Annotated in this window: 7 protein-coding genes, 27 tRNA genes and 2 rRNA genes; all 36 read left to right on the top strand. The window is 39.0% G+C overall.

Going from position 1 to position 12,095, the window contains the following annotated elements; translation table 11 throughout:
* A 23S ribosomal RNA gene (locus BLP58_RS10415) occupies positions 1–134 on the top strand; the annotation flags it as partial.
* A gap of 72 nt (positions 135–206) precedes the next feature.
* Positions 207–323 (top strand): 5S ribosomal RNA (gene rrf / locus BLP58_RS10410).
* 6 nt (positions 324–329) lie between these two features.
* Positions 330–402 (top strand) — tRNA-Val (locus BLP58_RS10405).
* A 4-nt stretch (positions 403–406) separates the two neighbouring features.
* Positions 407–479: transfer RNA gene (locus BLP58_RS10400), tRNA-Lys, on the top strand.
* 12 nt (positions 480–491) lie between these two features.
* Positions 492–573 (top strand) — tRNA-Leu (locus BLP58_RS10395).
* 24 nt (positions 574–597) lie between these two features.
* Positions 598–670, top strand: a tRNA-Thr gene (locus BLP58_RS10390).
* 10 nt (positions 671–680) lie between these two features.
* Positions 681–752: transfer RNA gene (locus BLP58_RS10385), tRNA-Gly, on the top strand.
* A gap of 11 nt (positions 753–763) precedes the next feature.
* Positions 764–849 (top strand) — tRNA-Leu (locus tag BLP58_RS10380).
* Positions 850–857: 8 nt separating this feature from the next.
* Positions 858–931 (top strand) — tRNA-Arg (locus tag BLP58_RS10375).
* Positions 932–936: 5 nt separating this feature from the next.
* Positions 937–1,010, top strand: a tRNA-Pro gene (locus BLP58_RS10370).
* Between the two features lie 43 nt (positions 1,011–1,053).
* A tRNA-Met gene (locus BLP58_RS10365) sits at positions 1,054–1,127 on the top strand.
* A gap of 12 nt (positions 1,128–1,139) precedes the next feature.
* Positions 1,140–1,213, top strand: a tRNA-Ile gene (locus tag BLP58_RS10360).
* A 24-nt stretch (positions 1,214–1,237) separates the two neighbouring features.
* Positions 1,238–1,311: transfer RNA gene (locus BLP58_RS10355), tRNA-Met, on the top strand.
* 3 nt (positions 1,312–1,314) lie between these two features.
* Positions 1,315–1,388, top strand: a tRNA-Asp gene (locus tag BLP58_RS10350).
* 6 nt (positions 1,389–1,394) lie between these two features.
* Positions 1,395–1,467, top strand: a tRNA-Phe gene (locus BLP58_RS10345).
* A gap of 19 nt (positions 1,468–1,486) precedes the next feature.
* Positions 1,487–1,557, top strand: a tRNA-Gly gene (locus BLP58_RS10340).
* A 5-nt stretch (positions 1,558–1,562) separates the two neighbouring features.
* Positions 1,563–1,637, top strand: a tRNA-Ile gene (locus BLP58_RS10335).
* 2 nt (positions 1,638–1,639) lie between these two features.
* Positions 1,640–1,729 (top strand) — tRNA-Ser (locus BLP58_RS10330).
* 576 nt (positions 1,730–2,305) lie between these two features.
* Positions 2,306–2,377 (top strand) — tRNA-Glu (locus BLP58_RS10325).
* Positions 2,378–2,417: 40 nt separating this feature from the next.
* Positions 2,418–2,504, top strand: a tRNA-Ser gene (locus tag BLP58_RS10320).
* A 9-nt stretch (positions 2,505–2,513) separates the two neighbouring features.
* Positions 2,514–2,587 (top strand) — tRNA-Met (locus BLP58_RS10315).
* Between the two features lie 3 nt (positions 2,588–2,590).
* A tRNA-Asp gene (locus BLP58_RS10310) sits at positions 2,591–2,664 on the top strand.
* A gap of 6 nt (positions 2,665–2,670) precedes the next feature.
* Positions 2,671–2,743: transfer RNA gene (locus tag BLP58_RS10305), tRNA-Phe, on the top strand.
* 7 nt (positions 2,744–2,750) lie between these two features.
* Positions 2,751–2,832, top strand: a tRNA-Tyr gene (locus BLP58_RS10300).
* Positions 2,833–2,836: 4 nt separating this feature from the next.
* Positions 2,837–2,907: transfer RNA gene (locus BLP58_RS10295), tRNA-Trp, on the top strand.
* Between the two features lie 13 nt (positions 2,908–2,920).
* Positions 2,921–2,993, top strand: a tRNA-His gene (locus BLP58_RS10290).
* A gap of 7 nt (positions 2,994–3,000) precedes the next feature.
* A tRNA-Gln gene (locus tag BLP58_RS10285) sits at positions 3,001–3,072 on the top strand.
* A 21-nt stretch (positions 3,073–3,093) separates the two neighbouring features.
* Positions 3,094–3,164: transfer RNA gene (locus BLP58_RS10280), tRNA-Cys, on the top strand.
* A gap of 38 nt (positions 3,165–3,202) precedes the next feature.
* Positions 3,203–3,287: transfer RNA gene (locus BLP58_RS10275), tRNA-Leu, on the top strand.
* Positions 3,288–3,405: 118 nt separating this feature from the next.
* On the top strand, positions 3,406–4,563 hold the full coding sequence (locus tag BLP58_RS10270) for a glycosyltransferase family 4 protein (protein WP_013853640.1): 1,158 nt from the start codon (positions 3,406–3,408) through the stop codon (positions 4,561–4,563).
* 18 nt (positions 4,564–4,581) lie between these two features.
* A complete protein-coding gene (locus tag BLP58_RS10265) occupies positions 4,582–5,625 on the top strand; it encodes a glycosyltransferase family 4 protein (protein WP_013853641.1) in 1,044 nt (347 codons plus the stop codon).
* Positions 5,625–6,647: a lysylphosphatidylglycerol synthase transmembrane domain-containing protein gene (locus tag BLP58_RS10260; RefSeq protein ID WP_013853642.1), complete on the top strand. Its 1,023-nt coding sequence runs from the start codon at positions 5,625–5,627 to the stop codon at positions 6,645–6,647. Before BLP58_RS10265 ends, BLP58_RS10260 begins: the two co-directional genes overlap by 1 nt.
* A 75-nt stretch (positions 6,648–6,722) precedes the next feature.
* Entirely contained in the window at positions 6,723–8,783 is a 2,061-nt protein-coding gene (locus BLP58_RS10255) for an LTA synthase family protein (protein WP_013853643.1), read from the top strand.
* A 67-nt stretch (positions 8,784–8,850) separates the two neighbouring features.
* Positions 8,851–9,084 carry a preprotein translocase subunit SecG gene (gene secG / locus BLP58_RS10250; RefSeq protein WP_013853644.1) on the top strand — a complete coding sequence of 78 codons (234 nt, stop codon included), beginning with the start codon at positions 8,851–8,853 and terminating at the stop codon, positions 9,082–9,084.
* Positions 9,085–9,159: 75 nt separating this feature from the next.
* Positions 9,160–11,502 carry a ribonuclease R gene (gene rnr / locus BLP58_RS10245; RefSeq protein ID WP_013853645.1) on the top strand — a complete coding sequence of 781 codons (2,343 nt, stop codon included), beginning with the start codon at positions 9,160–9,162 and terminating at the stop codon, positions 11,500–11,502.
* An 11-nt stretch (positions 11,503–11,513) separates the two neighbouring features.
* Positions 11,514–11,972 (top strand): SsrA-binding protein SmpB, encoded by a 459-nt coding sequence (smpB, locus tag BLP58_RS10240; protein ID WP_013853646.1) that lies wholly within the window; start codon positions 11,514–11,516, stop codon positions 11,970–11,972.
* The last annotated feature ends 123 nt before the right edge of the window (positions 11,973–12,095 follow it).

The raw sequence follows: 12,095 nt of genomic DNA, 5'->3' as shown, positions 1-12,095 counted from the left end.
AAGCCCCCCTCAAGATGAGATTTCCGATGCGCAAGCAATAAGACACCTCAGAGACGATGAGGTAGATAGGCTGGGAGTGGAAGTCCTGTGAAGGATGGAGCGGACCAGTACTAATCAGTCGAAGACTTGACCAAAGCAAAGGCAAGCTGTGAAGGTTTTTTGCGAGAAGGATTATGTTTAGTTTTGAGCGTAGTAGCTCAAAAGAGTACGGTGGCGAAAGCAAGAAGGATACACCTGTTCCCATGCCGAACACAGAAGTTAAGCTTCTTAACGCCGAAAGTAGTTGGTGGGCAACTGCCTGCGAGGAAAGGAAGCTGCCGTGCTCATATGGAGGATTAGCTCAGCTGGGAGAGCATCTGCCTTACAAGCAGGAGGTCACAGGTTCGAGCCCTGTATCCTCCATATCGAGTCGTTAGCTCAGTTGGTAGAGCAACGGACTTTTAATCCGTGGGTCGAGGGTTCAAGTCCCTCACGGCTCATGACCCTAATTTGCGGGTGTGGCGAAATTGGTAGACGCGCTAGATTTAGGTTCTAGTGTTTTCGGACGTGTGGGTTCAAGTCCCACCACCCGTATTTGCCAGTCATATTGACAAATTTGCCGATTTAGCTCAGTTGGTAGAGCATCTGTCTTGTAAACAGGGGGTCGTACGTTCAAGTCGTATAATCGGCATTTATAATTTGCGGAAGTAGTTCAGTGGTAGAACATCACCTTGCCATGGTGGGGGTCGCGGGTTCGAATCCCGTCTTCCGCTTTCATCAACACGCCGGAGTGGCGGAATTGGTAGACGCACGGGACTTAAAATCCCGCGGTTGGTTTCAACCGTATCGGTTCGACTCCGATCCCCGGCATTGATGATGCGCCCTTAGCGCAACTGGATAGAGTGTCTGACTACGAATCAGAAGGTTGAAGGTTCAAATCCTTCAGGGCGCATAGAACGGGAAATGGCTCAGTTTGGTAGAGCACCTGGTTTGGGACCAGGGGGTCGCAGGTTCGAATCCTGTTTTCCCGATTGTAATCTAATATTGTAATCTAATGGTATTAGTTACATTTTTGGCGGTGTAGCTCAGCTGGCTAGAGCGTCCGGTTCATACCCGGGAGGTCGAGGGTTCGATCCCCCCCGCCGCTATATTGTAAACTTGGACCTTTAGCTCAGTTGGTTAGAGCAGACGGCTCATAACCGTCCTGTCGTAGGTTCGAGTCCTATAAGGTCCATTTATGATTACTATAATTAATTATCGCGGGATGGAGCAGTCTGGTAGCTCGTCGGGCTCATAATCCGAAGGTCGTTGGTTCAAATCCAGCTCCCGCAATTTGGTCCATTGGAGCAGTGGTTTATCTCGTCTCCCTGTCACGGAGAAGATCGTCAGTTCAAATCTGACATGGACCGTAAGATGGCTCGGTAGCTCAGTTGGTAGAGCAAAGGATTGAAGCTCCTTGTGTCGGCGGTTCGATTCCGTCCCGCGCCATTCATTTTTTATATTAGGTGCGGGTATAGTTTAGTGGTAAAACGAAAGCCTTCCAAGCTTTAGTCGCGAGTCCGATTCTCGTTACCCGCTTTCATGGGCCTATAGCTCAGCTGGTTTAGAGCGCACGCCTGATAAGCGTGAGGTCGATGGTTCAAGTCCATTTAGGCCCATTGGAGACATACTCAAGTGGCTGAAGAGGCGCCCCTGCTAAGGGTGTAGATCGGGTTATTCCGGTGCGAGGGTTCGAATCTCTCTGTCTCCGTAGATATTATTTTTTATTATGAAAGAATCGTATGGCTGTGCGGTTCTTTTTGTTTTACTCTGCTTTTTTGATCGAAATTTGATAAAAAACAAGAAGATTTCAGTGATAATAAGATGATAATATTGGCTTATTAGATTTTTAATTGATTGATAGAATATTTATATTTTCTAAGAGTATTTAGAGGCTTTTTGATAGAGTTAAAGAGGTTCTGGTAGCAGAGGACATAAATAACTTGCAAAACTGCTTTAAGGCAAAATTACGATGAGTATTGGATTTTATTCAGAGTATTAATTAAGGTTAGCAGAATATTTAGCACAAAAGTAAATAAAATATTAGACTAATTTGAAGGGGTACTCCAGAATAGTGTAAGCTTAGAATCCATATTTTACGGCATAAACTAAATAATTAACAAAAAATGTAAAAAGTTCTTGCATTTTAATTAGATATCTAGTACTATTAAATACGTTGTGATTGAGAGCTAACTAATCAGCTTTTGAATTAAAGAAGTTGAAAAAAGTTCTTGACTTTTGAGAGATGATTAGTTATTATAATTAAGTGCTCTTGATTAAGAGATATGACCCGTTGGTCAAGTGGTTAAGACACGGCCCTTTCACGGCCGTAACATGGGTTCAAATCCCGTACGGGTCATTTACCATTAATTAAATATTTTTTGGCACTTACAGCTAATGGAGGATTACCCAAGTGGCTTAAGGGGACGGTTTTGAAAACCGTTAGGCGGTTCTGCCGCGCGTGGGTTCAAATCCCACATCCTCCTTAATATTATCGCGGGATGGAGCAGTCTGGTAGCTCGTCGGGCTCATAATCCGAAGGTCGTTGGTTCAAATCCAGCTCCCGCAATTTGGTCCATTGGAGCAGTGGTTTATCTCGTCTCCCTGTCACGGAGAAGATCGTCAGTTCAAATCTGACATGGACCGTAAGATGGCTCGGTAGCTCAGTTGGTAGAGCAAAGGATTGAAGCTCCTTGTGTCGGCGGTTCGATTCCGTCCCGCGCCATCAAGCTGGAGGAGTAGCGAAGTGGCTAAACGCGGCGGTCTGTAAAACCGCTCTCTCTGAGTTCGGCGGTTCGAATCCACCCTCCTCCATAATAGGGATATCGTATAATGGTAGTACATCGGTCTCCAAAACCGCTGATGTGGGTTCAATTCCTACTATCCCTGTTTAACCTTCATGGCGGAATTGGTGAAGGGGTTAACACACCGGTTTGTGGATCCGGCATGCGTGGGTTCGAATCCCACATTCCGCCCTAGTATTGGGATATAGCCAAGTGGTAAGGCATTAGACTTTGACTCTAACATGCGCTGGTTCGAATCCAGCTATCCCAATCTAAATAATTTTATACTTATGGCGGTGTAGCCAAGTGGTAAGGCAGAGGTCTGCAAAACCTTAATCGTCGGTCCGAATCCGACCTCCGCCTTATCAACTGAGTAAGTTGATTATTTAGTTTAATATTTTGGCGGTGTGGCGGAATTGGCAGACGCGTCAGACTCAAAATCTGGTGTCCATTACGGACGTATCGGTTCGACCCCGATCACCGCTATTGTTTATAAAGCGATTCATTAATTTGAATCGCTTTTTTGTTTTCTAGCTTTGATTTTCCATTATAAATTGCACATATCTTGACTAATCTTTATAATGCTATATATGGAGGTATTTAAATGAATATTGGTCTTTATACCGATACATATTTTCCCCAGATAAGTGGAGTAGCTACTTCAATTAAAACGCTAAAAGATGCGTTGGAACGACAGGGGCATAATGTATTTATTTTTACAACTACAGATCCTAATGTAAAAAAGGGAACGGTGGAGCCGAATGTATTTCGTTTCAGTAGTATACCATTCATTTCATTTACAGATCGTAGAATTGCCTTTAGAGGTTTGTTTGAAGCTACTAAAGTTGCTAAAGAAGTAAATTTGGATGTTGTACATACACAAACAGAATTTGCGTTAGGTACAATTGGCAAGTACGTTGCTCATCAGCTAGATATTCCTGCTATTCATACTTATCATACGATGTACGAAGATTACTTGCATTACATTTTGAACGGGCACTTGCTTCGCCCATATCATGTTAAGCAATTTGTTAAAAGCTATTTAAAAAATATGGATGGCTGTATTGCTCCAAGTGGCCGAGTTGAAGAATTATTGCGTCGTTATGGCGTGCAAATTCCGATTAGGGTAATTCCTACTGGAGTAGATTTGCAGGGCATGAATGGCGATGCTAAGCGTGATGTCCGTCAAGAGTTAGGGATTGCTGAAAATGCACCAGTAATTTTGACTCTAAGTCGAATTGCCGCAGAAAAGAAAATTAATCATATCTTGAATGTAATGCCGGCAATTGTCGATGTTTTTCCTAATATAAAATTTGTAATTGCTGGTGATGGACCTGATGTTAAGGTACTAAAAGATCAAGTTGAACGCTTGACTTTAGAAAATTATGTCATTTTTGCTGGTAATGTTGATCATGGCGATGTAGGGAACTATTATCGCATGGCCGATTTATTTGTTTCAGCTAGTGATACAGAAACCCAAGGTTTGACTTATATTGAAGCGCTGGCTGCTGGTACGCCTTGTGTAGTTTATGATACTGACTATACTGAAAATATTTTTGATCAAGGCATTTTTGGTCGCACCTTTACTACTCAAAGTGAGATGCAGGATGAAATTATTGCTTTGCTTAAACAGGGACGTAAAAGAATACCGCAAGAGATTTTACAAAACAAATTGCAAAAAATTTCCGCAGATCAATTTGCAACTAATGTTTGCGATTTTTATCAATATGCAATTGAACATTACCAGCCTAAACATGAATAAGAATAAAAAGAGGTATAGATGATTAGAATTAATATGTTCTCAGAAGCTGATTCGGTTAAGGGGCAAGGTGTTGGTTCTGCATATAATGAACTAATTAAACTACTGAGAACTCGGTTAGTTGAAAAATATTATGTAACGATCAATAAATATGGTAATAGTGACTTGACGCATTACCATACAATCAATCCAACTTATTATGCTAATAGTTTTTCACCAGCGCGAGGACGTAAGATTGGTTATGTTCACTTTTTGCCAGATACGCTTGAAGGCTCGATTAAGTTACCTGGCTTTGCTAAAAAGATCTTTTACCAATACGTGATCGATTTTTATCAACGGATGGATCAAATTGTAGTAGTTAATCCAGTTTTTATTGATAAATTAGTTGATTATGGTATTGATCGGGATAAAGTGAAGTATATTCCTAACTTTGTTTCTAAGACTGAATTTTATGAAGAATCCTTAGCTAGTAAAAATGCTTTTCGACATCAATTAGGAATTCCATTAGATAAGTTTGTCGTTTTCGGTGATGGTCAAGTACAAGAGCGTAAAGGCGTTGATGATTTTGTTAAAATGGCAATCGCTAATCCTGATGTCCAGTTTATCTGGGCAGGCGGCTTTTCTTTTGGCAAAATCACGGATGGCTATGATCATTTCAAAAAAATGGTAGATAATCCACCTAAGAATTTAACTTTTACAGGAATAGTTGACCGAACTCAACTGGTTAAGTATCTAAATATTGCTGACTTATTTGTTTTGCCATCATATGATGAATTGTTCCCAATGTCAGTACTTGAAGCGTTTAGCTGCGGGACTCCAGTTTTATTGCGTGATTTAGATCTTTATAAAGCAATTATTGCTGGCTATTACATGAGCGGTAAAGATTTTGGTGAAATGAATCAGCTTTTACAAAAAGCTGTTAAAGAGCCACAATTATTGAAGAAATATCGTGAATTGTCGCTTAAAGCAAGTCAGGAATATTCAGAAGAACATTTAGCCCAAATTTGGGATGATTTTTATCACGAACAATACAAATTGGGTAGAGAGTTAGGGCAAATTCACTAATGAACAAAAAACATTTATGGGGCATTTTGATCGTTTTAGCGATCAGTGCCTTTGTGCTTTATACAGACTTAAAACAAACACCATTAACAGAAATTTTAAAAGCAGCTCATGGGCTTAATGTTTGTGCTTTAGCAATGGTCTTTGGTTTGATGTTATTGTCCTATGTATGCGAAGCTGGAATCCTATCAACTCTAGCCAAGAGAAAAAGTGAACCTAAAAGATCAGCTTGGTCATTTTTACGTATTCCGATTATTCAGGCACTATTTAATGCCATTACGCCAATGTCGACTGGTGGTCAGCCATCGCAATTAGCGGCAATGATACAAATGGGCATGGAAGGTGGACGTTCAACTTCAATTTTATTGATGAAATTTATTATTTATCAGGTTGTAGTTCTATTTGCCTATGTTTCAACCATTATTTTTGGCTTTCATATGGTGATGACCAAATTTGCTGGTCTCGCAATTTTTATTGGCATAGGTTTTTTAATTCACGTATGTTCAATTGCATTTTTATTAGCAATTATGTTTGCTTATCGTTTTACTAAAAATACGACTAATTGGTTAATGAATTTATTAGCTAGATTCATTAATAAGGAGCGCGTGGAGAAATGGCGCGCAGCTACTTTGGCAAAAATTGATACTTTTTATACAGAAAGTCAAAAATTGAAAAAAGAAAAAAAGAAATTGTTGATTGCTTCTGGTTTAACGGTTTTGCAATTGCTTTTCTTTTATTCAATTCCATTTATGGTTTTAACTGCTCTCAATGTTCCGTGCTCATGGGCCAATGTAACCCAGATGAATATTATGATTATCATGTTTATGGCAATTATTCCGATTCCGGGTGCATCTGGTGGTGCAGAATATAGTTTTCAAACGTTGTTTTCAACTTTCATTTCATCACATGGTGCTCTTATCTTAGCAATGTTTATTTGGCGCTTTTCAACTTACTTCTTTGGTATGATTTTGGGGATTTTTGGTTGGATTTTTAAACCTAAAAAAATCAAGAATCTGGAAAAGTAATTAATTTTTCTTAAAATAACTGTGTCTTGCTTAAATCAGTAGTAAGATAAGATATCGAAATGAAAGGAGAAAGTGATGGAGCGTACCAAGTCTTTTTTTAAATGGCTAACACAAACTAAACTTGGCTTTTTTACGATTGTCTTAGTATTGTTTTGGCTAAAAACGTATTTTATTTACTTAACCAAGTTTAACTTAGGTGCAGTTGGTCCGATGCAGCAATTTTTGCTCTTAATCAATCCTATTCCTTCAGGGATGTTGTTATTGGGTATTGGTTTATTTTTTAAAGGGCGAAAATCATATTGGATTATTCTAGTCATTGATTTCTTGCTGACTTTATGGCTATTCGCCAATATTCTTTATTATCGTGAATTCTCGAATTTTTTATCCTTTTCGATTATTAAGACTTCAGGTTCAACCTCAGATAATTTAGGTAAGAGTATCGCTGGAATCACATTGGCTAGCGATTTTCTAGCTTTTATTGGTATTGCGACTATTATTGTCTTGCTATTGACTAAAGTCATTAAAATTGATATTCGACCCTTAAAACTGAAAATCAATTTATTAATTGAAGCATTGGCAGTCAGCTTAATGGGGCTTAACTTGTTTATGGCTGAAAAAGATCGTTCAGGCTTGCTGACAAGAACTTTTGACAATAATTATATTGTTAAGTATTTGGGGATGAACGAATATGCCATTTATGATGGCTTTAAGACTGCTCAAACTAGTGCTCAGATGGCTAAAGCCAAAGTGTCTGACTTGGATACTGTTAAAAAATATTTGAAAGAAAATCGGGTTAAGCCTAATCCAGAGTATACTGGTGTAGCGAAGGGCAAAAATGTCTTGATTATTCACTTAGAAAGCTTTCAACAGTTTTTGATTGGCTATAAGTGGAAAGGCAAAGAAGTCACGCCAAATCTAAATAAGCTTTATCATCAAAAAGACACAATCAGCTTTGATAATTTCTTTAACCAAGTAGGTCAGGGTAAAACCTCTGATGCTGAAATGATGTTAGAAAATTCATTGTTTGGTTTGCAATCTGGTAGCGCGATGTCCACGTATGGCACTTCCAATACTTTTGAGAGTGCTCCGGCAATTTTGCACCAGCAAGCTGGTTATACCACGGCTGTAATGCATGGTGGTGCGGGATCGTTTTGGAATAGAAATAATGCCTATAAGTCATTTGGCTATCAATATTTTATGCCGCTTTCATTTTATAAAAACAAACCTGGCTATTATATTGGTTATGGTTTAAAGGACAAGATTTTCTTTGATCAATCAATTAAATATATTGAACGCTTGCCGCAGCCATTTTATTTAAAGATGATCACGGTTACCAATCATTACCCGTATGATTTGGACAAAAAGAATCAGTCAATTGCTAAAACGGATACAGGTGATGAAACTGTAGACGGGTATGTTCAAACTGCTCATTATTTGGATCAAGCAATCGGTGAATTAATGCGCTGGATGAAGAAGACAGGGCTAGATAAAAAGACACTGTTGGTCTTCTATGGCGATCACTATGGCATTTCCGGCAATCACCATAAGGCTAGTGCTGAATTGCTAAAGAAAAATTCGTTTAATGACTTTGATAATTTGCAATTTCAGCGGGTACCGTTGATGTTCCATATGAAGGGGCTAAAGGGCGGCATTAACCACACTTACGGTGGTGAGATTGATGTATTGCCAACCTTGCTTAATTTATTAGGTATTAAGGATAAAGACACAATCCAGTTTGGCCATAATCTGTTAGGCAAAGACGTTCCGCAAATTGTCGCTCAAAGAAATGGTGATTTTATTACGCCAGAGTATTCGAAGGTTGGCAGCGATTATTATGATACGAAGACTGGTCAAGAAATTAAGCCAGACAAAAAATTAAAGCAGAAGTTGACTTCAATTTCTAATGAAGTTACGACGCAATTATCTTTATCTGATCGTGTAATTAATGGCAACTTGCTGCGTTTCTATCGTCCTAAATGGTTTAAAAAGGTTAAACCTAAAGATTATGACTATAATAAGACGCCATCGTTAAAACGTTTATTTGACAATCCAAGTAAGACGTCATTATGGTATCAAAATCATAAGAAAACGACGCAGAAGGATTTTAAGACTGATGCGCCAGAATTGAAAAAATAACTGCAAAACTTGATAGTTTGTGATAAACTTGATAAGTAAATCGTATGTGTGTATTGGAGGCAGCGCATTGTATAATTTAGTTATGACGCTACTAATCATTGTCTCAATTTTAATTGTAATTGCGACAATGATGCAGCCACAAAAACAACAAGATGCATTAAACGCCTTATCTGGCGGTGCCGTTTTTAGTGGTCAAACCAAAAAACGTGGTTTTGAAGCATTTATGGAAAAAGTAACCTCAGTTTTATTGGTTTTCTTTTTCGCTTTTGCTATTATCTTAGCTTTCATGTCTTCAAAATAAATTTTGTACCTCCCGATCAAAAAGTGATAGGGGGGCTTTTTTTATAGTAAATATTAAAGATTGGAGAACAATTACATGGCACAAAACGAAAAAATTTTGGCCGGTGTTTTAGAAATTTTTCGCCATAATCCACAAAAACAATATCGTGTTGATCAGATTGAACGAGAAGCACGTCGTGAGAGATTAGGTAATTTTACTGAATTGATTAAGGCTCTTTCTTTTTTAGAGCATGAAAAGAAAATTATCACTGATGGTAAGGGACAATACCAATTGGCCCAAGAAAATACTATTGTTGAAGGCTCATTTAGAGCAAATGACAAAGGCTTCGGCTTTGTTAAGCTAGATGATGAAGAAGTTGATGATGTCTTCATTGCAGCTGATTATACCAAGTATGCAGTTGATGGTGATCGCGTTAAGGTCAAAATTACGGCAGGCGGCAATCCATGGAATGGCAAGGGACCAGAGGGTCAAATCATTGAAATCATTGAACGTGGAATTGATAGCTTGGTTGGTGAGTTTCATCCGTTAACTGATGAGCAAAGGAAAATCAGTCCATTTATCGGCTATGCTTTGAGCAATAATAAGAAGCTGCATAAATATCGGGTATACTTATCAGAAAATGGCTTAATGCCGCAGATGGGTGATATGGTTAAGGTAACCATCAAGGATTATCCTGAAGAAGATTATCCTGAATCAATGACCGGTGCGGTAATTAAGATCATTGGCAATAAGAACGATCCTGGCGTTGACATTATGTCAATCGTGTCAGCTCATGACGTACGGACTGATTGGCCAGAAGATGCAATGAAGCAGGCCAATAATATACCTGATCATGTTACCGAGGAAGAAAAGAAGGGCAGAGTCGATATTACGGATCAGCCAGCTGTTACTATTGATGGGGATGATTCTAAGGACTTTGACGATGCCGTTGTTTTATGGAAAAAGCCGAATGGCAATTATCATTTAGGTGTTCATATTGCAGATGTATCGCATTATGTTACAGAGAATACCCCATTAAATGAAGAAGCATTTCAACGTGGTAATAGTACTTACTTGGTTGACCGAGTAATTCCAATGTTGCCGTTTAGACTTTCTAATGGAATTTGCTCCTTGAATGAAGGCGTAGATCGGCTTGTTTTGTCCTGTGACATGGAAATTACGCCAGAAGGTAAACGCGTAGGCTATAAGATTTATCCTTCTGTCATGCGCTCACATGGCCGTATGACTTATAACAAGGTAAACCAGACTCTTAAGGGCGACTTAGACGGCTTAGAAGATAAGTACGTCAAGTTGCGTCCAATGCTAGAAGAAATGGCAGATTTGCATGCTATTTTGTATAAGCAACGTCATCAGCGTGGTGCAATTGACTTTGAAGAACCAGAAGCAAAGATTATTGTTGATGATCAAGGCAAACCAACTGATATTGTATTGTATGAACGCGGCACTGCCGAAAAAATGATCGAATCCTTTATGTTAATGGCCAATGAAACCGTGGCAGAAGGCTTCTTTAAAAAGCATATTCCATTCTTGTATCGTGTGCATGAAACGCCTGATGCAGAAAGAATTAGGAGCTTCTTTGTGTTCTGCAGTGCATTCGGGCTAAATATTCATGCTGATCCAGAGAACGTGAAGCCACTTGATTTGCAAAAAGTTGTTTCTAAAACTACTGGTACGCCTGAAGAAGCAGTAGTGCAAATGATGATGCTTCGTAGCTTAAAGCAAGCCCATTATTCAGAAGAAGCATTAGGGCACTTTGGCTTGGCTGCTAAGTTCTACACGCACTTTACTTCACCAATTAGACGTTATTCTGATCTAATGGTACACAGAATGATTCATGCTTATCAAGAGCAAGGAACCGGTGAAGAAGTACAAGAGCACTTTGCAAGTTACTTACCAGAAGTAGCTGAACAAACTTCAACGCAAGAAAGAGTTTCTATCGATACTGAACGAGAAGTCGACGATTTGAAGATGACTGAGTATATGGCTGACCAAGTAGGTCAACATTTTGACGCGGTTGTTTCTTCAGTCACTAGTTTTGGTATGTTTATTCAATTGCCAAATACCGTTGAAGGCTTGGTCCACATTTCGAACTTAACCGATGACTTTTACAGCTTTAATGAAAAATCGCTGACTTTAACTGGACGCGGAACGCATAAACAATACAAGGTGGGGATGCCGATTAAGGTAACCCTTATTAATGCTAATGTTGAACAGCATCAGCTAGACTTTGAAGTTTATGATCCTAATGCGCCTAAGAGAAAGCATAGTGATCGCGGCATGAATAATCGCCGTCGTGGCAATCGTGGTTTCCACAATGATCATGGTCATCGTGGCGGTCGTAATGGTAATTTCAATAGACGTGGCAATCGCGGTCGTGGCAACGGCAATAGAAGAAATCGCAGAGACTTTAAGCATTAAGGATTGATTCTATGAAAAAAGAAAATAATGATAATTTGATCGCGCAAAATAAAAAAGCGAGACACGATTATTTTATTAAAGATACGCTTGAGGCGGGAATTGCGTTAACAGGAACGGAGATTAAGTCTGTTCGTGCTAGAAGAGTTAGTTTGCGTGATGGTTACGTTCAAGTATATGGCGGCTCGGCTTATTTGGAAAATGTGCATATTAGTGAATACAAGCAGGGTAATCGTTATAATCATGATCCCCTTAGAAGCAGACGTCTTCTTTTACATAAAAAAGAAATTGCCCGTTTAGTTAAGGCACAATCTCAGCGTGGGATTGCGATTATTCCGCTAAAAGTTTATTTAAAGCATGGTTTTGCAAAAGTACTCATTGGCGTAGGTCAAGGTAAAAAAGAATATGACAAGCGTCAAACGATTAAAGAAAGAGATCAAAAACGCGAAATTCGTCGTAAATATAGTATTTAAAGGACTTTGCAGTCGAAAGATGGCGAAGTTTTTTCTTTTTCTACAGAAATTTCAAACTTTTTTTGCTTGATTTCCTGCCTGAAAATGAGCAAATACCGAACTTTGTCTGCTTGTTTTAGTGAT

This window comes from Lactobacillus kefiranofaciens (assembly GCF_900103655.1).
GTDB lineage: Bacteria > Bacillota > Bacilli > Lactobacillales > Lactobacillaceae > Lactobacillus > Lactobacillus kefiranofaciens.
This window is presented reverse-complemented; position numbering and strand designations above follow the sequence as displayed.